Source organism: Dickeya ananatis, from assembly GCF_019464615.1.
GTDB lineage: Bacteria > Pseudomonadota > Gammaproteobacteria > Enterobacterales > Enterobacteriaceae > Dickeya > Dickeya oryzae.
Map to the genome: position 1 here is coordinate 3,276,061 of NZ_CP040816.1, position 23,887 is coordinate 3,299,947.

Here is a 23,887-nt window from a genome sequence, read left to right on the forward strand (position 1 = left end):
CAAAACGAGGAGAAATGAAATGAACGAAATTGACGTACTTATCGTGGTGGATGCCGAAGGCGCGCTGGCGTCCGGCAATCTGGGTTCTAATGTGTACCTGATCGATACCAACAAATATATCGGTTCCGGTAACGAAGGTCAGGAGGAATTGAAGACCGCCTGTCAGGACGGCCAGGTCATCAACTGGCATGTCACCGGCGTTTCGCTGTCCAGCGACGTGTCTATCATTTCGTTCACGGGCCAGATGGTGAATGACAAAGTATGCGTCCCTGTCGCAGTGAGCAGCGTCAATGGCACGTACTGGCAAGGCCGGGTGGAAGCGCAAGGCACCACCGGCAGTCAGCAATATTCCGTGGTTCTCGGCCTGGACGGCCGTTCCATGACTTTTGACCCTTTCATAGTGATCAGCTGATATGTTAAGTCCATCCGTATACGACGCACAAAACCTGCTCACCGACTCTTTCAATCAGGTGATGCAGCTCGATAGCTACGCCTTCACCTGTAGCAACACTATCATCGGCAAACTGCCTGATGACCCTGACTGGCTCGCTTCGGTGCGCAGCCGGATGTCAATGCTGAGTGATGCCGGCAACAACTGGGCTCAGGACAAGCCCGATCTCTGGGGGAGTATTCTTCTCCAGTTCCCTGACTACGCATCAACCTTCGCCGGAGTGGTAAGCGCTACCGCGCAAAAAAATAAACTGTCGCAGAGCCAATGGCTGGAGCTCCTGAAGAATGTGCTTCTGCCCCAGTTGAACAAAGCGGTGGAAGCCACCAGCACCGCTGCTGATGCTTTAAATAGCCACCAGCAAGCCTTCGCCGATATCCAACCCTTGCTCGATAAAAGCATCAGCGAAGGCTGGCAATCTCTGGGTCAGGAAGAGCAACAGATGCAGGACATTGCCGCCAAACTGCAGCACCTGCAGGATCTGGTGGCGTCCCTGCAAAGCAGTATCACCAGTGAAGATATCAGTACCGGCAAAGAAATCGCCACCACCACCGTCAAACTGCTTTACAAGATAGCCACCGCAGCAGGAGAAAGCGTTTCCTTTCTGGAAATGGCGTCAATGGCCGTCACCATCGGCAAGTACTTCTATAACGAAATAGCGGACACTGCCGAGATAGCCAGCACCCTGAAAGAAATTGCCAACCTTCAGGATCAAGCCTCCGACGCCGCCCAGGCTGCCGCCGGGACCAAGCTGGTGCTGCAACTGTTAAGCAACCTCGAACTGACCTTTTCCAAAATCGGACAAGGGGCTTCCGACTTGAAAAGTTTATGGAGCAATGAGCGCGACAAAGTCACCGAAGTCATCAACGCGCTTGAGGCCGGTGCCGACCCTGGGCAATTGCTCGATCTTTTCACGCTGCCAACCGCCAACACCAACTGGCAGACGCTTGCCTCCTTCGCCAGCGGCATTCCGCAACGGGTAGCCCAGGTTGGTTCACCTGTGATTCTCAACCCGCAACAACCCGACGAGTATTCAGCCTAATCCCTAAAGGAGCGAGATATGAGCAACAACGTGACTACCCTGCAAAACAAGACCCAGAAAGCCTTTCTCAGCCTTAACCTGATCACTCAGGCCTGCCACGGCGTTCTCAACACCGCGTTCGTTCAACCACCGTCAAAACCCAGTTGGTATGACAGCCTGTCCGCCAAACTGGATGCGGCTCAGGCTAACGCCAGCGACTGGATCGACAACCTGGCGCCGGATATCACCAGCGGCGTCCCTCTGGCGGTAGTCGATTATGGAACGACCTACACAGCCATCAGCCAGCAAATCCAGAAGATTGTAAAAGCGCATCCCAATGCTAGTGGGGCAGATGACCAAAATGTCCAACAGGTCGGCGAGTTGATCGCCGCATTGCGCGCTCAACTCGCCGACATGTTAAGCAGCGTGGATACCACCTCGCAAAAACTCAAAACGTGGGGTGACAAAATGCAAAAGTCCCACGATGCGCTGACTTCCGGGGCTAGCGATATTCAATCGGCAGAAACCGACCTCACCAGTGAGGTCGCTAAAATGAATCAAGCTATCAAGACATTACATGACATCATCACCGCAGAAAACATCGCACTGGCTGCCAGTATTGGCGCGACTTTCCTCGGCATTATCCTCGGTATACTCGGCATCATCTTACTGCCGGAGACATTGGGTGTCAGTGCCATATGGAGTGTCGGCGGAGTAATGTGCGGTATTGGTGGCCTTCTGGCCATAGGAGGAGCCGTTGGCTGGGGGGAAATGCAGGAAAAAATAAACAATAACTTTGATGAAATCGCGCAAGACCAAAAAGAATTGGATGCCGATAAGCAACAGATCGTAGCCTTGCAGGGTCTGGCTGCTGCCAGCCAGCAGGCCGTCACCTATATCAATACCGCCACTTCCGCCCTGTCCGAGTTTCGCACCAGTTGGGCCATGTTCGATGGTGAATTACAGAGCGTCGCCAACAAGCTGTCACAAGCGGAAGATTCCCTTTCGACCATTGTTCAGGGAGCCATCTCGAGTGGAGCCGACACGGAGTGGAATATGGTTATCAACTTCGCCCAGCAGTTGGCGGACCTGCCGGTTTCCGTCCAGAAGGGCACCATGACGATGAATGGCCCCATACAGCAAGCCTCCTAACATCCGCCCTTTACTCCCTCGCCCTTTTCAAAAGGGCGAGATCACACCATCCCGCAAGGAGATCCCATGACGTTTAGCGCGCAAGCCTGCAATGCCCAAATCGACCACTCACAATGCGCTATGGCGCTGTTGCATTCCTCCTGTCAGGCATTGATTGAAGCGGAAATCCAATCGGTCAATGCGTCCTGGTATTCGCAGCTCGACCAGGATCTGGGTAATGCCCAGCAATTGGTCGTGGCCTGGCGTCGCAGCGGCACCCTGTATTTCCAGAGCGACATCCTGAACGCCATCGCTACCTGTGGTAACGCCATCACCGCCGCGCAGGGGCCTCTCACCCGGCTATTCCAGCAACTGGAAACGCAATTTTCTCCCGCTCTGCGGGAACAGACCGTGAACCAGTTACAGGCGCTGATCCCCCCGCTACAGGCCATGTTGGGCCAGATGGACAACTACATCTCGACATTAAAGGGGTTTGAAGCTCAGATGGTGAGCGCCGAACAAACCATGCAGCAGACAATCGCGCAGGTTCAGGCACAAGAGACCAGCATTAGCCTCACGATTGACGCTATCAATACGCAGATCAGCAACCTTCGCACTCAAATCGGGAAAGACCGACAAACAATCGCTAATGCACAGGCGGCAGAGCACCAGAACATTCTCGAAACGATATTTGGTATTCTTCTGGCGCCGATTACTGGAGGGCTCTCCCTCATTCTGGCCGGCATTGGCGTCGCCTCTCTCGTTGAAGCCAAAAGCCAGATAGCCGATATGCAGAGCCAAATCAGCCAGTACCAGCAAAAAATCATCCAGCAGCAAGACGGCCTGAGCAACGACCAGCGCACGGTGGCCTGCCTCAAGGGGCTAACGCTAAGCAGCGGCTACGTCATCAGCGACATTGATACCATTAACCAAACGCTGGATAACCTGCGCACTACCTGGAATCTCTATCAGGGTGAAATGGACGCCATCATTCAGCACCTGAACCAGGCTACGGATAGCAGCGTCGCCGTCCTCGCTAACGCCTGGTTCCAGAGCGCTTGCGCAGAGTGGCAACTGATTCAGTCCCATGTCACGACAATCAGCAATGCGCAGACAACGACACAGTTTGTGACGGTGTGATTGAAATATAAGAAAATAATAATTTTCCTTATACCATGGGGGGAATGAGACATTCGCTGTGGCGGCGGCGCCCGGCCGTGCGCTCACCTGGATACCAGACCCGGCGCTGTAGGGAGAAGACGATGAAGCTTTCAGATTTAGGCGACAGAATTTGCATTATGGGGCCATCAAATAGCGGTAAATCTACCCTTGCTAATGCGATTTCGCAGAAACGTAATCTGGAAGTGATCCATCTGGACCAACTTTTTCATGTCCCCCATTCAAACTGGCAAGAACGCCCTCTGAATGAATTTCTGCTATTGCACGATGCGGCAATCAATAAAGAAAAGTGGGTCATGGATGGAAATTACAAAAGATGCCTGCCGCAGCGTTTATCCCGTGCCACCGGGCTTATTTTGCTTGATGTATCCACACTGGCGAGTTTGTCTCGCTATGTGAATCGCACGCTGTTTCAATACCAGCGTTATGGTGGTCTGGAAGGAGGAAAAGACAGACTGAACTGGAGAATGGTCCACCATATTGCCGCTGTCACGCCAGGGAACAGGAAATACTATGCCGAGCTTTTTGAAACGCTGACACTCCCCAAGATAAAGCTCGCGTCTATTAAGGAAATCAACAAACAGTTTGATGAGTGGGGTCTCACAAGATAGCACTCGGAGAAAGCCTGTCACACAGTTCGAACGCGCAGCAAATATCAGGTGGGCGTTTTCAACGAACGCGGAGATCCCGATTTACGCCAGTGTTCAGTAATACGCGGCATACTCTCTTCTATCCAATGGACCAGCACCCGCACCTTTTCCGATGCTTCTTTTCCCAACGGGGTCAGGTTGTATTCCACGTGCGGCGGCACCACATCGTAAGCCACCCGATGAATCAAACCGTCACCTTCCAGACATTGTAAGGTCTGAGCCAGCATACGTTCGCTGATACCATTAATCAGCCGACGTAATTCACTGAACCGCAGCGTTTTGGACTCCAGTACAATCAGAATCAGAATGCCCCAGCGGCTGGTGATATGTTGTAAAACCTCGCGCGACGGACAGGCCGCCACCAGTAAATCCCCACGCTGGAATCGTTCAATTTTTTGCATACTTCACCTTTTATCGTTACCTGCCCACACGCCGGTACAAGATCGCTGTAGAAATAAACACTCGCTTTCCTATGCCCCTTGCGCTTTCACCCTATCAGGGATTAAAAACACCATCGGCATAAAATAATCTAATGGAATAATGAGAGGTAAATGAATGCCGCCATCATCACAAAGAAAATAAGGAAAGAGTCAACGCTGCTACAGGGTAGATATTGACGTTATCTGGCAGATAACACAGGGGGTGACATAATATCGGCATTAATTCAAGATATTCATTCCATCAAATAAAGCGAGTTAAAGCACGTTATTCATGCAATCAATAAAGATAATAAATTCAATAAATTAGATAAGCACGCTACCAGAAGTGCCTGATATCAGGTAAAAGACTATCACTGCCAAAAATGAAAATGTTAGGCTGTCGATGCTTTTGCACGCAGGTCTTTGGTGCAATAACACACTAAAAAAGCGACACACCGAAAAAGCCATTTCAAGCTGCTGTGAGACAAGCCTCCTGCCACCGGAGTATTTTTTCTCAGTCTGTATAAGGGTGTCCTCTACTTTCACTTTAGCTACTACGTTTATTTTTAAAAAACACTACGAGCACACAGCAAAAAGGAAATTTTTCCTCAATCCCTTATTTGATAAAGGAATGCTCGTATGCACAAAAACTCACTCGTCCGCGCCATAACGGTAGCGGGTTTGTTTTCTCCCGCCGTCACCTTTGCTGCTGGCACCTGGTCGGACGCAAGGAATGACGCTATGGGGGGAACGGGTGTCGCCTCATCCCACTACGGTTCTGCGGCATTGACCAACCCGGCACTGCTCACCAACGCGCAGGCCAGCGATAATGTTAGCGTGATCCTCCCGTCCGTTGGTGTCTTCGTTTCCGATCCGGATAAAGTGGAAGACAAATTCGATCGTATCAAAAGCAGTTGGGACAGCGTCAAAAACACGCTGAACGCCAGCAGCGGCGTCACCAACCCGTTGTTGCGTCGACTGGCGTTACAACAGGGTATCTCCTCCTTTCAGTCGCTACGGGGTGAATTGGAAGGCATCAATGGCGACCGCGCTTACGGCGATGCCGCGGCAGCGGCCGTCATTACGGTTCCCAATCAAACGCTACCCTTTGCTTTTGTCGTGAAAGGCTGGGGGGTTGCCAACGCCAAAGCGGTGGTGACCGACCGTGACCTGGCCTATCTGGATAGCGTGGCGGCCGGAAGAACCATTCCCAGTTCAGCCGACCTGAATAGCTTCACCTCCCGGGCCGAAGGCGCAGGCGCGCTGGTGACCGAGTACGGTGTCGCCATGGCGAAAGCATTCAGTATTGCCGGTCAGCCGGTCTCGGTCGGTATCACACCGAAACTGCAACAGATTGATACCTATAACTATATTGCATCAATCAATAACTACAGCACCTCCGATTTTCGCAATTCAGAATTCAGAAAATCCACGACCGGTGCGAACCTGGATTTGGGGGTAAGTACCAATCTGACGCCCAACTGGAGCGCCGGTCTGGTGGCACAAAACCTGATAGGACGCCGGATCGATACCAAAGAGGTGCAGGGCATTCAGCGCACTTTCAGCCTTCGTCCGCAGGTCACTGCCGGTACGGCCTGGAACAAAGAAAAGCTGACGCTGGCGACCGATATCGACCTGACGCCGGCCAGTGGTTTTGATGCTGAGAAAAAGAACCAGTACGCCGGTGTGGGTGCGGAATATCGCGTGCTGTCCTGGGCGCAATTGCGTGTGGGTTATCGCGCCAATATGCGCGACAGTGACAAAGACCAGGTCACTGCCGGTATTGGGTTGTCTCCCTTCGGCGTCCATCTTGACCTGACCGGCATGGTCGGCACCGCAAGCCAACACACCTATGGCGCTGCCGCCAAACTGAGTTTTACCTTCTGAGCCTGCGGCCCGGTATCGTGACTGATGCCGGGCCGTATTCGGATAACAGGCTCTCTTACCTGCGTTATCGCCGCGTTTTAGCGCGCGCCTCCCACTGCATCACCAGACTGATAGCTGCCGGTAACACCGTCAGCGTCAGCAATGTCGCGACGATCAGTCCGCCGATAATGGCATAGGCCATCGGCCCCCAGAATACCTGTCTGGAGATGGGGATCATCCCCAAAATCGCCGCCATGGCAGTCAACAGAATGGGACGCGAGCGGTGGCGAGCCGCGTGGATAATCGCCTCGGTGGCCGACATACCGGCGGCGGTGTTGGTGTCCACCTCACTGATCAGGATCACCGCATTACGGATGATCATCCCAGCCAGCGCGATAACCCCGAGTAAAGCGACAAACCCCATCGGCGTACCGGTTGGCAGCATCGCCGCCACGATACCAATCAGCCCGAACGGTGCCATCATCACCGCCAGCATCATGCGAGAGAAGCGTTGTAACTGCACCATCAGCAATATCAACATCACCAGCAGCGTAACCGGCAACACCCGATATACCGAACTGTTCCCCTTGTTGGACTCCGCTACCGAGCCGCCTTCTTTAATACGGTACCCCGATGGTAATGTCGCCTGATACGCCGCCACTTTCGGTGCCAACGTCGCCGACAATGCCTGAGCACGCACCCCTGGAGCCAGGTCGGTTTGCACCGTGATAAAGGGGATACGTTTGTGACGCCAGATAATCGGTTCGTCAATGCCATACCCGATGGAGGCTATCTGCCCCAGCGGCACCTGTTGCCCATTAGCCGCACGCAGTTGCAGACTGGCAACCGTATCCAGATCCTGGCGCTCCTCATCGCGGGCACGCACCACCACGCCCACCATGCGGTTACGATCGCGCACGCTGGTTACCGTGGTGCCGGAGAAAATGGTCGCCAACGCGCTGGCGACATCCTGCGAACTGATGCCCACCGCACGCGCTTCCGTCTGATTGAGGTCAATACGAATCGCACGCTCCGGTTCACCGGCGGTCAGGTTCACTTCCCGTGTACCGGGGGTGTTGCCAATCAGCGCGGCAAGGCCGGTCGCATACTCGCGAACCTTGCTGATATCTGGCCCGCTCACCCGGTATTTGAGCGGCCAGCCAACGGGTGGCCCTAATTCCAGCGGCGATACGCGGGTCACTAAATGGCTGAAATCCTGTTGCAGGCGTTTCTCCAGTCGGGCGCGCAGCGCATCCCGCTCTTTTAACCCTTTTGCTACCACTACCAGTTGCGCGATATTTTCATTTTCTAACAGTACGTCCATGGGCAGATAAAAACGTACTGCACCAGAGCCGACATAGGTAGAGAAATGATCCAGGTCCGGGTCGCCTTTCAGCGACTGTTCCAGCCGCTCCACCTCTCGTTCGGTCGCTTCCTGAGAGGCATTATTCGGTAACGTCAGGCTGACCAGCAGTTCAGGTCGATCTGAGGCCGGGAAAAACTCGCCCTCCAGCCGACCAGCAGCCACGATAGCCAGCGCCAGCAACATCACCGCCAGCAGCAGTGTTCGACCACGGTAGCGCAACGCGCTCGACAACAAGCGCTCGTAGAGACGCGACAGCCACCCGGCGTTATGTTGATGGGCTTTCACCGCCTTCGGCAGCAACCAGACGCCAATCAGCGGCGAGAACAGAATAGCCACCACCCAGGAGCTGATAAGCGACATCATCACCACAATAAACAACGAGTAGCAGTACTCACCGGCGCTGGATGCGGCAAACCCCACTGGAATGAAACCTGCGATCATCACCAGCGTACCGGTCAGCATCGGAAACGCGGTGGTGTCATAAGCACGGGTAGCGGCCTGTTCACGGGCATCGCCCTTCTCCAGACTCGATACCATCGCCTCCACCGTGATCATGGCGTCATCCACCAACAGCCCGAGCGCGATAATCAGCGCCCCCAGTGAAATGCGCTGCAGGCCAATACCTGCTACCTCCATACCGGTGAAGGTCATCGCCAGCACAATCGGTATCGACGCCGCCACCACCAGACCGGCACGGCTACCCAGCGAGACGAACGAAACCGCCAGCACGATCACGACGGCCTCCAGCAGCACCCGGACAAAACCGTTGACCGACGACGCCACCACCGCGGATTGATCCGCCACGTTGGTGACCTCAATCCCATACGGTAGTGACGCGCTGATCGTCGCCATCTTGCTGCGCAGCGCGTTACCGAAGTCCAGCATATTGCCGGTCGATGCCATTGAAATCGCCAGCCCAATGGCCGGTTGTCCATTGACGCGAAACGCTGGTGCGGGCGGCTCAGCCGCCTGACGGTGAATTGTCGCGATGTCAGTCAGCGGGATGAAACGGTTCCCAATACGCAGCGTCACGTCCCGCAGGCTTGCTTCGGACACAAATGCGCCGCTGACCCGAAGCGCCACCTTGTCACTATCGGTTCGAATGATGCCAGCCGGACTAACGGCATTCTGTGCCTGCAACGCCGCCGCCACCTGTTGCAGGGAAAGCCCCATCCCCGCCAGTTGTCTGGGCGAAAAGGCCACCACAATTTGCTCATCCTGTGCGCCCAATACCTCAATTTTGCCGATATCCGGTGTAGAGAGCAGCGCAGTACGAATGTCATCCACCTTATCGCGCAGCTCACGCGGCGAGTATCCCTCGGAAGTAAAGCCATAGATGGTGCCGAACGTGTCGTCAAACTCATCGTTAACCGCTGGCTCAGTCACCCCATCAGGCAGGCTGGGTGCCACATCCTTCATCTTCTTTCGAACGGTATACCAGATGTTCTGCACTTTGGATGGCGGCGTATTGTCACGCAGGTTGACGAATATCACCGCTTCACCGGCACGGCTGTAGCTTTCAGTAAAATCAAGGTAAGGCGTTTCCTGTAGCTTCTTTTCCAGCACATCGGTCACAAAGCTGACGGTATCCTGCACGGTGGCTCCAGGCCAACTGGCGGAGACCACCGCCGTTTTGATGGTAAACGCAGGATCTTCGTTACGCGGCAAGCGCTCATAGCTCATCACACCGGCAGCCACAACGACCAGCATCAGAAATGCCACCAGTTGCTGATGGGCCAGTGCCCAGGCAGAAAGGTTCCATTTTTGCTTGAATCCCGATGACATCATTGCGCCTCCGCCAGCGCGACCTTCTCACCCGCCCGCAGTTTACTCACGCCAGCGGTGACCACCTTGTCACCCGCCGACAAGCCACCGGCAACAATCAGCTGAGATTCGCTATACTGCCGCAGGGTGATCGGTTGTAACCGCAACACCTGCGTCTGTGGGTCGACCACAAACACCGCCGGATTATCTCCCTGACGAGTGAGCGCCGAGGCTGGCAACACGATAACGCGGCTGCCAGGCAGCGTGATTTCACCCTCTACTGTGGCTCCCAGCACCATTTCTTTCGGTGGTTCGGTGAGTGAAACCCGCACCCGCCAGGTACGAGTTTCCGCATCCGCCAACGGGCTGACGTCCCGCACACGCCCACGGACTTTGATAGCCGGATTGGATAACAAGGACACGGTCACCAGTGGGTCGGTCATACCGCTGGTAATCAACCGTTCAGAGACATTGAAAACCGCATCGCGGCCGGTAAACGTCGCCAGTCGCACCACTTCCTGACCCGCAGTCACCACCTGACCGGGGTTAGCGCTAACCGAGGTGATCACACCGGCGACCGGCGCAGAGAGCCGGGTATACCCCAGGCGGTCCTGAGCACTTTTGACGCTGGCTTGTGCGCTTTCACGCACCGATACCGCCGATGCCCAGTTCGACTGGGCCTCATCGAGTTGCGCACGGGAAATAGCGCCATTCGGCGCCAGTTGTTTCATTCGGTTAAGATTTTGCTCCGCCAGTCGCTCCGATGCTATCGCTCGGGTCAAATCCGCCTTCGCGCTTTGTAGCTGGTTATCCGTGTCGCGGGGATCAAGCGTGGCTATCACATCGCCGGCCTTTACCTCTGACCCGACATCCACCATGCGCGATACGATTCGACCATCCAGACGGAAACCCAGCGCGGTTTCTTCCGCCGGACGGATCTCGCCGGTCTGGGATAAGATATCACCGGTGTCGGATGGCTCGACTGTCACGGTACGCACCGGGCGTAGCGGCGCAGGCGCGGGCTTGCTACTGGTGTTATCGCAACCGGATAACACACCGATAAGCAGCAATACCGCCCACACGCCACAGGCACGGGCAACAGCGCTGCGCCAGTGACAGCTCAAATGATGCAAAACGCAAAGCATGGACTCTGTCTGTGTCATAGTGATTTCCTGTTAACCGCTACGGATCATTACACCACATACATTTCCAGATTGTTTCCACGCTTTATCAAGAAACCATCAAGGTTGCTGAAAAACCAACGTTATCTCAGGCAACAGGCTTCCTAATCTTACGCCACCGGTAATTCAAGGGTAAAACACATGCCCCCCTGCGGATGGTTTTCCGCTATCAGGCTGCCACCAAGCGCACCACAAATCGCCTCGGCGATGGACAACCCCAGTCCGCTGCCGCCGGAATGACGCGCCCGCGAAGTATCCGCCCGGGAAAAACGCTCAAAGATATGCGGCAGGAAGGCATCACTGACGCCGGGCCCGTAGTCGCGAAACTGGATACGCCATCGGTCCTGCTGGCGTGTGACGTCAATCCGTTGTGTCTTCCCTTCCACCGCATAGCGCAGGGCGTTATCCATCAGAATGGTAAAGACCTGCCCCAACCGGGTAGGATCCGCCAGACAATACCCTTCCTCATCGGCATGCAATGTCACCGTGAAACCGGCCGCTTCCGCATTGGGTTTCAGCCAGGCGATACGGTCGCGCAGCAGTTCCACCGGGTTCAGTCGGGTTTTGTCGATAGCCAGTTGTCCGGCGCTGGCCATCGAGAGCACATGCAGGTCTTCAATCAGTCGGTTAAGGTTGAGCATCTGGTTCATCACCATTTGCAACTGGTGGGGATCCGGCTGAAAAACCCCATCCAGCATTCCCTGCAACCGCCCCATCGCGGCCGTCAACGGCGAGCGCAACTCATGCGCCATCGCCACATGCGAGGCATGCAACTCACGCTCGTAACGCTCGAGTTGTGCGGTCATGGCATTAAAGTCACGGGTCAGCAGCGTCAGCTCGGCGGGTGCCCCTGGCACCATGCGGGCACGGGTGGAGAACTGCCCGCGCGCGACCGTGCGCGCCGACATCGCCAACTGGCTGAACTGTACCGACAACGGCCGGGCTGCCCATAAGCCCAGGACGACAATTAACGGAATGGCGACCAGCACCAGCAGACTCAAAATCAGCCAGTCCACCGTCGCGATAGACGGATCAAAGACGTCCGGGCCGTACCAGGTGCTGAACAGTTCATAATAACGGGCGAGATTCAGCGTAGGATTCTCACGCAGCAGGGTAAACTCGTGGCGTACCGCATCTGGCATCTTGTGCATCACCCACAGATTCCAGACGAAGAAACGCAGCCACATGCAAGTGGCGATCAACACCACGGCACCTATCGCCAGCGACAAAATCCGCAGGCAAAGCCAGCGCCACAACGAGAGAGGAGGCAACGTTTTCATGGCTGACGAAACCGGTAACCCACCGCGCGAACCGTCAGCAGTACCCCGCTAATGCCCACCGCTTCGAGTTTTTTGCGCAGATTATAGATGTGTGTATCCACCACCCGCTCCAACGCGTCGCTATCGGGCAGGCAGGCTTCCAGCAGTTCCTGACGGGAAAAGGCACGGGTCTGAGCATGCAATAGGGTCGTCAGCAAGCTAAACTCTGTCGGCGTCAGCTCCAGCGGCTGACTGTGACCTTGTGTGTCAGTCACCGCCGCCAGCATCGCATCCTGATCGACCACCAACGGACCAAAGCTCAGCGTCTGGCCTGGCATCATCGCACCGCTAGTGCGTCGTAATACAGCCTGAACCCGCGCGACCACCTCACCAGGGTGATAGGGTTTAGTGACGTAGTCATCGGCACCGTAGCGCAACGCACCAATCTTATCGGTGTCATCCCCCATCGCGGTAACCATGATAACCGGGATGTCACTTTTTCGACGTAAAGCCGCCAACACTTCAGTCCCGTTCATGCCCGGCAGCATCACGTCGAGCAGGATCAGATCAGGCTTTACTCGCAACGCCATTTCCAGTCCGCCAACGCCGTCACTTGCCAGCAGTACCTGAAAATTATCACGTTTCAGGTACGCTTCCAGCACGCTGGCAGCATCCGTGTCATCTTCGATTATCAGAATGCGTTTCAGACTCATCATGGCCCTCTTGATAATTTCTTCATCATTTACTGACGAGGTATTGACGCTAATGTGTATACTCCGACACTTCGTACAAGGAAGCACAAAAGCGCCAGAATAAGACACCACGACAAGGCAACATCACGTTCCCGTTTTAAGGAGTTCAGACAGGATGATAGTGCGACATACCCCCTTTTACATAGCTACTCTTTTCTTAGCCGCCAGCAACACCAGTTGGGCTGACGATACCTCGCCAGATCAACAAGATGGCGTGACTGTCGGCCTTGCCGCTCACAATGCGCCGCGCTACAGCGGTTCAGATCAGCAAGTCTGGGACCTGCTGCCGGTGATTCAGGCTCGTCAGGGGGCTTTCTTTTTTGATACCGCCAAAGGTGCGGGCTATGACCTGCAATTCGGCCAGTTTTATCTTGAGCACACGTTAGGCTACAACCCAGGACGAACCGACAAAAACGCCACGTTCCGCGCCGGCTCTGACAAATTACGCGGTATGGGAAAAATTGATGGCGTACTGAATACCGCAGTGGCGATCGGCTGGCAATTTAACAACCAGTGGTCAGTGGAAGCGAAGGCAACGCTGCCGTTAACCGACAGCCAGGGCGTGCAATACCAGACGTCGCTGACCAGCATCCTGTTCCAGAATAAGTCAGACACACTGGGCGCTCAGGGCATATTACTGTTCGGCGACGCGCGTAATAACAACCTGTTTTACGGCGTCAGCCAGCAGCAGAGCCAGAACTCGGGTTATCGCGTCTATCAGGCCGGAAGTGGCCTATACGGGCAGTCTGTCTCGCTGTTCTGGTCACATCAGTTCGATTCACACTGGACCACCTTACTCAGCGGCAGTTATACCCACCTGAACGATAAAGCCTCTGACAGCCCCATCGTGTTTCGCGCTGATCAGGGTGAAGGCACCGTTGCCGTTACCTATACGTTCTAATCCAGGCTCTCGTCTATATTCTCGTCGATGCCAGATTCTCGTCGGTGCCAGAAGCTCAGCGCTGACGAGAACATCGAGTACCATTCCGGTTCTCTCTGAAAAAACAATGCTGATACCATCACGGTACTGTATTATACAGCGGCTATCCGGTGAGGCTGTCGCCACTGGATGACAAGTGTGTCACTCCATTTTCTACTCTTTCCTCGATTATGGCTTGATACGTCGACCGGGCAGGCTCGTTTTCATTTCATGGGTCACGTATGGCATAAAAAGTTAGAGAAATAACATCTTAAGGAAAATAGCAAGAGCACAAAAAGCTAAACGGAACGACAACAACATAAGAAAAAGCGTCTGGCAAATTGAAAATATAAAACTGACTGAAATAGAATAGCCGCGCTGCTCCTGAACGTTATTCAGACAGCACTCGCTTTTGGCCTTTTTGACAATTTAATCAGGGTTATCACGTCATGAAAAAAGTCTTTATCACCGGGGCCACAGGTTTCCTTGGCGGTGCTATTATGGAAAAAGCGTTACAGGACAAGCAGATCGAAAATATATTTATGCTGGTCAGAGCTGAAACGCAGCAGGATGGACTTAAACGAATTCTCAATAATCTGCGTAAATTTGATATTCCAGAATCAGTATTATCTCGTTTAACTGCAGACAATATTATCGTTGGCGACCTGGCCGAACCTGAGTCTTTTCTACAGAACCCGGTTCTGGATAGTATCACCCATGTCATTAACAGCGCGGCCATCGCCTCATTTGGCAATAACCCATTAATTTGGAAAGTCAACGTTGAAGGCACGCTGGCATTCGCCAAACGCATGAGCCAGGTTGCCTCACTGCAAAAATTCATCCAGATCGGCACAGCGATGTCGTGCGTTCCGGAGCAGGATCAGGTGGTGGAAGAATGCGGCCATCTGGATACGGAAAAATCACACATCGTCGAATACACGCTGTCCAAAGCCACTATCGAAAACCTGATGCGTGAGCACTGCCCGGCGATGCCGTTGCTGATTGTGCGTCCATCCATCATCGTCGGCCATTCACGTCTGGGCTGTAAACCGTCGAGCAGCATCTACTGGGTGTTCGAAATGGCGATGAAACTTAAGAAATTCATGTGTTCACTGGATGACAAAATCGACGTCATTCCGGTGGATTTCTGTGCCGATGCCATTCTGCTGCTGATGCATTCAGAACAGGCCGTTAACGATATCTACCATATTTCCGCAGGCGAAGCCTCCAGCGTCAGTTTCAACGAGGTTGATGAAGCCATGGCGCAGGCAGCGGCACGTCCGCCGATGGGCGAAGCCTACCGTCAGGTCAGTTACCCTGACCTGATTAAACTGCGCAGCAGCTTTAGCGAGCTGTACGGCCCTTGCAATGAACGTCTGATGCTGCGTGCGATGCGTCTTTACGGTTCATTTGCCCAGCTAAATGTGAAATTCAGCAACCGTAAACTGCTGCAACTGGGCATGAAAACCCCGCCGCGCTTCACCGAATACGTGGGTAAATGTGTGGAAACGACCCGTCATTACAGCGTACCGGAACTGATGACGGTCGATTTTAAATAACCGTTCCCAGCACTGGCCCCGTGATTACCACTGAAGACAGCGGGGCCAGTGCAAACTCTGCCTACTCTTCCTTTTTTCTGCTATTCATCAATCACTTCCCGTCTTGAGCAACGCCACATCGCCCTTGGTAATAAGCCGCTGGGTTGATTAAAAACTCCTTAAGAAATATCGTTATTTCACAATAGGAATAGGTTTAAAAAAACAAAACCAATCAGGAATTAAAAATAACGCTTTACTATCAACACCATTAATCAATGCCAACAATAATAAAACCGATAATAATAGAAATAGTATTTGGATTATTTCTATTTCAAATACGAAATATAATAACACCCTGCAATGTCAGGGCGCTAATTGATATATCCCCTTCATACTTAGAGTTGCAGGTGCGTTGTCCTGCAACTCGAATTATTTGGGGTATAACATCTTGTACTCGTGTGGTGCTCTATCACGCGGCGTCAATAGACTGGCGAGACCCCGGACACACCAATTGGCGGCTCTTGATGTGGTACATTTCCAGATTCGGACGCAGGAAGAACGCCATTTCCCACGGGTTTTTATTGATGAACGCATGGCGCACTTCTTCAAACAACGGCGTTGTCGGGTCAATCAGATGTGCATCACCTTCAATCAGGGTGTAATTCCACTCAATTGAACGCTCAAAGGTATAGTGTGAGCGCTCATCCATCGCAAAGAAGCAATGTGGATTGCGTTTCAGTAATTTGGATTTGAAGGTTTCCGGGAAGGTAATCAGGAAAATATCGTCCTCGACCGAGGAGAGGAACGCCAGTACCGTGGTGTGCGGCTGCTCTTCAGCCATGGTCACCAATACACCGACTTTATTGGTAAAGTCTTTGCGTTCAGTATCAGGCAGTGACGTCATCGCCGTCCAGGGCACCGGCCGTTCCGGGCGATTATCGGTTGGGAACACGTAACCCGGCTCACGAATATCCACGACCGGGGTGAACCCGTGCAACAACTGGCATTCGCGCGGTGCCAGAATAACCCAATCTTCATCCACGCTGACCACACGACCCTTGTACGACGCACGGTAGACCGAAATATTGGCATCGAACTCATCAACACCGGTGCGATTATCAAGATGTACCGTCGCCAGCGTCCCCACCGTCAGGTCATGCCCTTTTGGGAAGAACACCCGTAAACTGTTATCCGCACGCGGATACACCCCACAGATATGAATTACTACATTTCCTTGTTGGTAACAGGCCAGCACCCCCAGCACCTGCTTACCCAGATACGTCGTCAGACTCATGTTGCAGCACCTTATTTTATTATTCTCGTTACGAAGACGTCAGGCTGTGTGTAAAGTCGCCGCGGCGTCGACTGGCTGGGCGTTATCGGTCCATCACGCCTGCCGTTTCCACCCTATGCGAGCGGAAGATTGACTGTCAAGGCGTTTACCACCTTTACCATTTCATCGTTCTATATGTGAATTTAACTCACATGACTGTGATTTTTTCGGCAGAGATACTCTCTTTTGACACAGGTATGCTCACCTCAAACACAGCAATCCCTTACGCAGAGGTCATCTATGAGCGACATCCTGATCCTTATTCTCGGTCTGTTCGCCGGCAGTGTCAGCGGCATTGTTGGTACCGGCGGCTCCATCATTCTGCTACCCGCACTGGCGTGGGCATTCAGCCCACAGGCAGCGGTGCCAATCATGGCGATCGCCGCCACCATGAGTAATATCTCCAAAGTTATCCTATGGCGTAAGGCCATCAATTTACGGGCGTTGGGTTATTACTGCCTGCCGGGCATTCCGGCATCGATCATCGGTGCCAGCCTGCTGTGGGTGATGCCGGTGCGTCTGTCGAGCCTGTGTATCGGCCTGTTCTTCCTGTTGCTGATTCCACTACGTCACCTGGCCCACCGACGTGCTTTCACGCTCAATGATAGTCAGCTGGCAATGGCGGGCGGCGTAGTCGGCTTCCTCACCGGTGTCGTCTTTTCCACCGGCCCACTGACGATACCGTTGTTCGCCGGTTACGGCTTGCTAAAAGGCGCACTGCTGGCCACCGAGTCTGCGGCTTCGCTGGTCATCTATCTGACCAAAGCCTCCACCTTCGGGGTGATAGGCGCGCTACCGTGGTCGGTGCTATTGGCAGGCGTGCTGGTCGGGTTAACACAGGTCGCCGGGGTGTACATCGGCAAACGCTTCGTACTGCGCCTGTCTGACACCCTGTTTAACCGACTGGTGGATAGCATGATGCTGATAGCCGGTCTCTCACTGCTGTGGGAAACCGTACCTGCGCACTAACGTGGCGACGATAACGACAAAAAATAATCGAGGTATTCCCGATACTCGTTACCCAATGTCGGCAACGCCTGAAAATCGAAAAAGCGTACGTCCTGCGACTCGGTTTTATCCACCACAATATCGCCTTGCCAGTCGCGGCACACATACAAAGCCGTCAGCACATAGATCTGATCCTGATTGGGCAAGGTGAAAAAGTGGTCGGGGCCAGAAAACATTTTCAGAAAATCGAACCTATTGAGTTGCAGCCCAGTCTCTTCACGCACTTCGCGAATCGCGGTCTCTTCCAGTGACTCCCCCAGTTCCAGTAACCCGCCGGGCAACCCCCATACCCCTTCCAGACGATGCTGCAACAACACCTGTCCACGCGTGTTTAGTAAAATCACGTTAGCGCCCGCCAGCAGCAGCGGACGATGCCCGATCAACTGACGCATTTCCTGCACATAATTCATGACATACCTCTATTCATGGCGTACCTCTGCTGACTCAGCAATGTACGGATTCGGTCATGTACCCACGTTAACGCGGGTGCATGACAATAATGTGTGTGGTGACAGTCAAGGTGAGTGGTGTCAGTCAGACAGTCTCCGTGCTGGCAGCCTGTTCCAACAGCCACTGTTCGAAGCGGTAATGCAGCCGGGTTTTCGCCAGCCCTGCAGGCGTCAGTAAATAATAGGTACGCTCGGCGACACGCAGCGCCGGCAAGGGAGCCACTAACCTGCCGAGTGCCACATCACGCGCCAGTAACGGCAGCGGACCCGGCCCAATGCCCAACCCATCAATCAACGCCGCATACGTGACGTAGAAATGATCAAAACGCAGCCAGTTAAGCGTACCGGGATCCACTAACCCACCCACATCGAACAACTGTGACCAAAAGCCGGGGCGCGTTTCGGTATCTAACAGCGTATGGTTTACCACGTCGCCGAGTACAGCGAGCGGCTGATGCGCCAGCAATGAAGGGGCAGCCAGCAAGGTATAATGCTCCTGCATAAATGGCAGCGCACTGAAACGATCGCTATTAAACACCCCAAGACGGATCACCAGATCAAAACCGCTGGTCACCGCCAGTTGCTGGGTCGTGGCGGTATGGATCTGGATAAGCGTTCCAGGATTAGCCTGATAAAATGCAGGTAGTCGAGGCGCCAGCCAGCGCATGGTAAAGGTCGCCGGTGCGCTGATACGCAATAACTGCGTTGCCTCACCGCGGCCATAGCGGCGGGCCGCTTCATCCATGACTCCCAATACGTCGTTCATCTCCTTGGCAAAGGCCTGCGCATGCAGCGTCGGCACCATGCACTGGCCGGATCGAACAAACAGTGTCTGCCCTAACCAGCTTTCCAGGATACGAATCTGTCGGCTGATAGCACCGTGGGTCACATTCAATTCTTCAGCGGCAGCGCTATAACTGCCTGCCCGACAGGCAGCCAGAAACGCGCGCAACGCAGGCAGAGGAGGCAGTCGGTGCATGGGTCGTCGCTTTATGGGATTACACACCGTCAGACTGTATCACAGTCTGGAAAATACACCGTGACCGCCCGGTATAACACATGCCCGATTGGCATAAGGACTGACTGGCCTGTCATGTAGCAGACTTGTATGATGATCAGCCAAATAGATAACAAACCATAGCATTATCAGCAGTACCTTTCAGGGAATACTGCCTGGCGCGTTACCGCCAGCCTGCACGGCATCCAGCCTATTTATCGAGGACGTTATGACAATCAGGCGTTATCCACACCTTGCCCATTGGGGCGCGTTCACCGCTGTTGTTGAAGACGGCAGGCTTATCCGCTGCGAGCCGTTTGCAAATGACCCAGACCCGTCGCCCATGCTCGACTCCATCGTACCGTTAGTCTATTCCGACAAACGTATTCGCAAACCGGCGGTGCGCCGATCCTGGCTGGAAAAGCGAGAGAACAGTGATCGTACGCTGCGTGGTAAAGAGCCGTTCGTCGAAGTGGACTGGGACCTCGCGCTGGATCTGGTGGCGGAAGAAAACCGCCGGGTACGCGATCGTTACGGCGCTGACGGTCTGTTCGCCGGGTCATATGGCTGGTCGTCCGCCGGGCGCTTTCATCATGCCCGTTCTCAGGTACGACGTTTCTATTTCTCCGGCGGTGGCGCGGTAGATCAGGCCGGCAACTACAGCTGGGGAGCGGCACAATTCTTCCTGCCGTATGTGATAGGCACCTTCCACCCGCTCACCGGCAAAGTCACCGAGTGGCGTAGCGTGGCAGATCACTGCGAACTGTTTATTGCCTTCGGCGGACTGGCGCTGAAAAACGCCCAGGTAGCCTCCGGTGGTGCCGGGCACCACACGCTGAAACCGGCGCTGGAAAAACTGGTGGCGCGCGGCATTCCGGTTATCAACATCAGCCCCATGCGCGATGACTGCCCGGCGTTCGTCAACGCAGAGTGGATCCCTATTCGTCCAAATACCGACGTAGCATTAATGCTGGCGCTGGGCTACGAGATACAGCGACGGGAAGCGCAAGACCGTGACTTTCTTGAACGTCATTGCGTCGGTTACGCACAACTGCGTGACTACCTCAATGGCCACAGCGACGGTATAGCCAAAACACCGGCATGGGCCAGCGCCATCACCGGTATCCCGGCTGCACGTATCGAAAAACTGGCGCAACAGTTGATCGGCGTACGCAGCTTTATCACCTGTTCTTACTCGGTACAACGTGCCCACCGTGGTGAACAGCCTTACTGGATGATGATCGCACTGTCTGCCATGCTCGGGCAGGTAGGGTTACCTGGCGGTGGTTTCTCGTTTGGTCACGGCTCGATGAACAGCGTCGGTAACGAGCGCATGACATCCCCCGCGCCCGCGTCGCCCTCCGTCCCCAATCCCGGCCAGTCGATTCCGGTCGCACGTATCGCCGACATGTTGCTCAACCCCGGCAAGCCCTATACGTTTTGCGGTGAGCAACGTACTTATCCCGATATCCATCTGATCCACTGGGCCGGTGGTAACCCATTCCACCATCACCAGCAGCTTAACCGGCTGGTTGAAGGCTGGCAGCGCCCGGATACGGTTATCGTGCAGGATATTGTCTGGACTGCCGCCGCACAGATGGCCGACATTGTGCTGCCTGTCACCACCTCGCTGGAAAGAAACGACATAGGCGGCTCCTCACGGGATCGTTTCGTGTTCGCCATGCATCAGGCGATTGCGCCACAGCATCAGGCGCGTCATGACTACGACATTTTCAGCGAACTGGCCCAGCGTTTAGGTTATGGCGACGCGTTCACCCAGGGTGGCCGTACCGAGCGTCAATGGCTGGAAACGATGTACCTCAACTGCCGTGAGCGTCAGGGCAGCGCAGGCGAAAGCTGGCCTGACTTCGACGGTTTCTGGCAACAGGGCTACGTGGATATCCCGATGGACGAGCAACCGTTCGTGTTTTTCGAAGAATTCCGCCACGACCCGGTGAAACACCCCCTCAACACGCCCAGCGGCAAAATCGAGCTATTCAGCAGTACCATCGCTGATTACCGTTACCCGGATTTCGCCCCGCATCCGCAGTGGCAGCCGCCGGTAGAATGGCTCGGCGCAGACGTCACACAACGCTGGCCGTTGCACTTTATCTCTATCCAGCCAGCCGACCGGCTGCACAGCCAGTTAGGCAGCACGCCGCAGGTTAGCGCGAACAAAACCGCCGGGCATGAAACCCTGTACATGCATCCGCAGGATGCGGCGGCTCGCGGCATTCGCCACGGCGAACGGGTGGAAGTACGCAACGAGCGTGGACGCATCTACGCCGGGGTGGACGTGACCGATGGCGTCACACCGGGTGTGGTGATCATGGCGACCGGTGCCTGGTTTGAGCCCGGTTTCGGTCAGGCGCAATGGCACGAGGTGGAACAGTCTGGCAATGCCAACGTGCTGACCCGTGATATGGGGTCATCACCACTCACACAAGGCCCTAACGCCATGAGTTGCCTGGTGGATGTGATCGCTCTCTGAGTAACATCCCTGTACCAGCCATAAAAAAGCGCCCCCGGTTATCGGGGGCGTTTTCTGTCTATACCCGTCATACTTCAAGTTGCAGGTGTGTTGGCTGCGTTACTCGGCCCACTTCACGGGCCTCGCCCTTCGGGCCGCTGCAAGCAGCGTTCAAATCGGCGCATGCCGATTTGTCGTTCACCCGAATCACTTACCTGAGTAAGCTCATCGGGATGAAATGAGAGACATCCTGTCTCTCACCAGAGGCCAGCCGTTGGCTGGTCAAATTCGTTCCCAACGAATTTGTCACTCACTTGCCGCGTTACAAGGCTCTAACGAGCCTTGCCCTAAAGGGCCAACGCGTGGCGTTGTTCAACACGCGAGCATGTTGTCCTGCAACTCGAATTATTTAGGGTATATAACTCTGATCAATGCTTATCGTGCGCTTTTTCAGCACCGTGATGAGCATGATGATCATGGCGTGACAGCCAGTCCAGATACCCCATCACAAAAGCAGACAACACAAACGTCAGGTGGATAATCACATACCACATCAGCTTGTTATCCGGCACGTTTTTGGCATCCATAAACACCCGCAGCAGGTGAATAGACGAAATCGCCACGATCGATGCCGCCACCTTGTTTTTCAGCGAACTGGCGTCCATCTTCCCCAGCCAGTTTAATTTTTCCTTGTCCTCGCCGATATCCAGTGCCGACACAAAGTTTTCATAGCCAGAAAACATCACCATTACCAGCAGCCCGCCCACCAGCGTCATGTCTACCAGCGACAGCAGCGTCAGGATCAAATCGGATTCTTCAATGGAGAAAATGTTCGGCAAAACAAGCCAAATCTCTTCAAAGAACTTGATGGCCAGCGCCAGTAATCCCAGCGACAACCCCAGATAAACCGGAGCCAGCAGCCACCGTGCAGCGTACATCGTATTTTCCAGAAAACGTTCCATAGCGCCTATCAGGTACAGGTTTGAGAGAAAGGCATGATAGCGAAAAACCACGCCAGAGTGTTATTCAAATATTCACCGATATAGCATATTGATTTTTAATAAAATAAACCCGTTTTCACCGAATTATACCGTTAATGACCCGAGTAAAGCCCCTCCATAATAGAATCGACAACTATGAACCCGATCGCCCCGTCTTCTCACCCCTGTCGCCCATACAACGCTGAATGAATAGCACAAGCCAGGGCAGACCAAACATCATGATGTATAAAGTAGACGTAATCTGGCACACCACCTAATCTGTTTGTTTTCCCGTTCACATCAGAATAAGACCTATGCAGAAAATAACCCTTATCACTGGCGGCTCACGGGGTATCGGCCGGGCAACAGCATTACATCTGGCACGACAAGGGCACTGGATAGCCATCAGTTATCTGCATCAACAGCAACAAGCGCAAGGTGTGGTTGAAAACATTACCGCTCTGGGTGGCAAGGCCATCGCACTTCAGGCGGATGTCACTGACGAACAGCAGATCGTATCGCTATTTGCCAGGATTGATAGCGAACTTGGGCCACTCTCAGGGCTGGTCAATAACGCGGGGATCCTGCGACCTCAGGCACGGATCGAAGAGCTGGATGCAGCACGCCTCAACACGATGTTTGCAGCGAATATTACCGGTTGTTTTTTGTGTGCACGCGAAGCGGTTAAACGCATGTCTCACCGTCACGGTGGTCGGGGTGGTGCGATCGTTAACGTGTCATCCGCCGCTTCTCGTCTGGGGTCACCGTATGAGTATGTGGACTATGCCGTGTCCAAAGGCGCTATCGATTCCATGACCAAAGGCCTGTCGCTGGAAGTCGCAGCAGAAGGCATTCGGGTCAACGCGGTACGTCCCGGATTTATTTATACCGACATCCACGCGGACGGCGGCGAACCGGAGCGGGTTGATCGTATCCGCCAGGCGATTCCGATGCAGCGAGGTGGTCAGCCGGAAGAAGTGGCGAACGCTATTGCCTGGTTACTGTCGGATGAAGCCAGCTACGTCACCGGAAGTTTTATCGATCTGGCCGGTGGTAAATAAACAGCCCCATCAGGCAGGCCAACAAAACAAAAACGCTGCACAGTTGTGCAGCGTTCTGAAAGGTGAGAAACGATATATCTCCTGTCACTCCACCGT

The 23,887-nt window shown here is 54.2% G+C and carries 20 protein-coding genes; 11 read left to right on the forward strand and 9 right to left on the reverse strand.

Annotated elements, in window-relative coordinates:
• The first annotated feature begins 19 nt into the window (after window positions 1-19).
• The 5 genes from makC to FGI04_RS14505 all read left to right on the forward strand — a co-directional run bounded on the left by makC (window position 20) and on the right by FGI04_RS14505 (window position 4,390).
• Window positions 20-412: an alpha-pore-forming tripartite toxin MakABE regulator gene (gene makC, locus FGI04_RS14485; RefSeq protein ID WP_342700000.1), complete on the forward strand. Its 393-nt coding sequence runs from the start codon at window positions 20-22 to the stop codon at window positions 410-412.
• A gap of 1 nt (window position 413) precedes the next feature.
• Window positions 414-1,490 carry an alpha-pore-forming cytotoxin subunit MakB gene (gene makB, locus FGI04_RS14490; protein WP_342700001.1) on the forward strand — a complete coding sequence of 359 codons (1,077 nt, stop codon included), beginning with the start codon at window positions 414-416 and terminating at the stop codon, window positions 1,488-1,490.
• Between the two features lie 18 nt (window positions 1,491-1,508).
• Window positions 1,509-2,621: an alpha-pore-forming cytotoxin MakA gene (gene makA / locus FGI04_RS14495; protein WP_407274655.1), complete on the forward strand. Its 1,113-nt coding sequence runs from the start codon at window positions 1,509-1,511 to the stop codon at window positions 2,619-2,621.
• A gap of 66 nt (window positions 2,622-2,687) precedes the next feature.
• Complete coding sequence (makE, locus tag FGI04_RS14500; protein WP_407274654.1) at window positions 2,688-3,740, forward strand: alpha-pore-forming cytotoxin subunit MakE; 1,053 nt, start codon at window positions 2,688-2,690, stop codon at window positions 3,738-3,740.
• A gap of 122 nt (window positions 3,741-3,862) precedes the next feature.
• On the forward strand, window positions 3,863-4,390 hold the full coding sequence (locus FGI04_RS14505) for a P-loop NTPase family protein (protein ID WP_342700004.1): 528 nt from the start codon (window positions 3,863-3,865) through the stop codon (window positions 4,388-4,390).
• A gap of 44 nt (window positions 4,391-4,434) precedes the next feature.
• Here FGI04_RS14505 and FGI04_RS14510 read toward each other — a convergent pair whose 3' ends face one another.
• A complete protein-coding gene (locus tag FGI04_RS14510) occupies window positions 4,435-4,830 on the reverse strand; it encodes a winged helix-turn-helix transcriptional regulator (RefSeq protein WP_407336910.1) in 396 nt (131 codons plus the stop codon).
• A gap of 657 nt (window positions 4,831-5,487) precedes the next feature.
• On the opposite strand from FGI04_RS14510, the gene FGI04_RS14515 reads away from it, so the two are divergent.
• Window positions 5,488-6,735, forward strand: coding sequence for a conjugal transfer protein TraF (locus FGI04_RS14515; RefSeq protein WP_407320948.1), 1,248 nt, complete (start codon window positions 5,488-5,490; stop codon window positions 6,733-6,735).
• Between the two features lie 64 nt (window positions 6,736-6,799).
• Here the strand turns inward: FGI04_RS14515 and FGI04_RS14520 are convergent, their stop codons facing one another.
• From FGI04_RS14520 to FGI04_RS14535, 4 genes are all read right to left on the reverse strand, one after another.
• Window positions 6,800-9,868 (reverse strand): efflux RND transporter permease subunit, encoded by a 3,069-nt coding sequence (locus FGI04_RS14520; protein WP_407336911.1) that lies wholly within the window; start codon window positions 9,866-9,868, stop codon window positions 6,800-6,802.
• Complete coding sequence (locus FGI04_RS14525; RefSeq protein ID WP_407336912.1) at window positions 9,865-11,007, reverse strand: efflux RND transporter periplasmic adaptor subunit; 1,143 nt, start codon at window positions 11,005-11,007, stop codon at window positions 9,865-9,867. Before FGI04_RS14525 ends, FGI04_RS14520 begins: the two co-directional genes overlap by 4 nt.
• Window positions 11,008-11,135: 128 nt before the next feature.
• Window positions 11,136-12,305 carry a sensor histidine kinase gene (locus FGI04_RS14530; protein ID WP_342700009.1) on the reverse strand — a complete coding sequence of 390 codons (1,170 nt, stop codon included), beginning with the start codon at window positions 12,303-12,305 and terminating at the stop codon, window positions 11,136-11,138.
• On the reverse strand, window positions 12,302-12,997 hold the full coding sequence (locus FGI04_RS14535) for a response regulator (protein WP_407322217.1): 696 nt from the start codon (window positions 12,995-12,997) through the stop codon (window positions 12,302-12,304). The genes FGI04_RS14530 and FGI04_RS14535 overlap by 4 nt, the downstream gene beginning before the upstream one ends.
• A 154-nt stretch (window positions 12,998-13,151) precedes the next feature.
• Here FGI04_RS14535 and FGI04_RS14540 point away from each other — a divergent pair, with 154 nt between their 5' ends.
• Window positions 13,152-13,937: a MipA/OmpV family protein gene (locus FGI04_RS14540; RefSeq protein ID WP_342700010.1), complete on the forward strand. Its 786-nt coding sequence runs from the start codon at window positions 13,152-13,154 to the stop codon at window positions 13,935-13,937.
• Window positions 13,938-14,404: 467 nt separating this feature from the next.
• Window positions 14,405-15,514, forward strand: coding sequence for an SDR family oxidoreductase (locus FGI04_RS14545; protein ID WP_038903487.1), 1,110 nt, complete (start codon window positions 14,405-14,407; stop codon window positions 15,512-15,514).
• 448 nt (window positions 15,515-15,962) lie between these two features.
• On the opposite strand, the gene FGI04_RS14550 is transcribed toward FGI04_RS14545, so the two are convergent.
• Window positions 15,963-16,787 carry a hypothetical protein gene (locus tag FGI04_RS14550; protein ID WP_038907189.1) on the reverse strand — a complete coding sequence of 275 codons (825 nt, stop codon included), beginning with the start codon at window positions 16,785-16,787 and terminating at the stop codon, window positions 15,963-15,965.
• A gap of 279 nt (window positions 16,788-17,066) precedes the next feature.
• Here FGI04_RS14550 and FGI04_RS14555 point away from each other — a divergent pair, with 279 nt between their 5' ends.
• Window positions 17,067-17,795, forward strand: a complete 729-nt coding sequence (locus FGI04_RS14555; RefSeq protein ID WP_226092992.1) for a sulfite exporter TauE/SafE family protein — start codon at window positions 17,067-17,069, stop codon at window positions 17,793-17,795.
• On the opposite strand, the gene FGI04_RS14560 is transcribed toward FGI04_RS14555, so the two are convergent.
• Window positions 17,792-18,244, reverse strand: a complete 453-nt coding sequence (locus FGI04_RS14560; protein ID WP_168365035.1) for an NUDIX domain-containing protein — start codon at window positions 18,242-18,244, stop codon at window positions 17,792-17,794. The genes FGI04_RS14555 and FGI04_RS14560 overlap by 4 nt on opposite strands.
• A gap of 124 nt (window positions 18,245-18,368) precedes the next feature.
• Complete coding sequence (locus FGI04_RS14565; RefSeq protein ID WP_407320945.1) at window positions 18,369-19,262, reverse strand: LysR substrate-binding domain-containing protein; 894 nt, start codon at window positions 19,260-19,262, stop codon at window positions 18,369-18,371.
• Between the two features lie 247 nt (window positions 19,263-19,509).
• On the opposite strand from FGI04_RS14565, the gene FGI04_RS14570 reads away from it, so the two are divergent.
• Window positions 19,510-21,771, forward strand: coding sequence for a molybdopterin-dependent oxidoreductase (locus tag FGI04_RS14570; RefSeq protein WP_407336914.1), 2,262 nt, complete (start codon window positions 19,510-19,512; stop codon window positions 21,769-21,771).
• Between the two features lie 407 nt (window positions 21,772-22,178).
• Here FGI04_RS14570 and FGI04_RS14575 read toward each other — a convergent pair whose 3' ends face one another.
• A complete protein-coding gene (locus tag FGI04_RS14575) occupies window positions 22,179-22,712 on the reverse strand; it encodes a TIGR00645 family protein (protein ID WP_016942244.1) in 534 nt (177 codons plus the stop codon).
• A gap of 332 nt (window positions 22,713-23,044) precedes the next feature.
• Between FGI04_RS14575 and FGI04_RS14580 the strand changes: the two genes are divergently transcribed.
• Entirely contained in the window at window positions 23,045-23,791 is a 747-nt protein-coding gene (locus tag FGI04_RS14580; RefSeq protein ID WP_407336915.1) for an SDR family oxidoreductase, read from the forward strand.
• Window positions 23,792-23,887 lie beyond the last annotated feature (96 nt).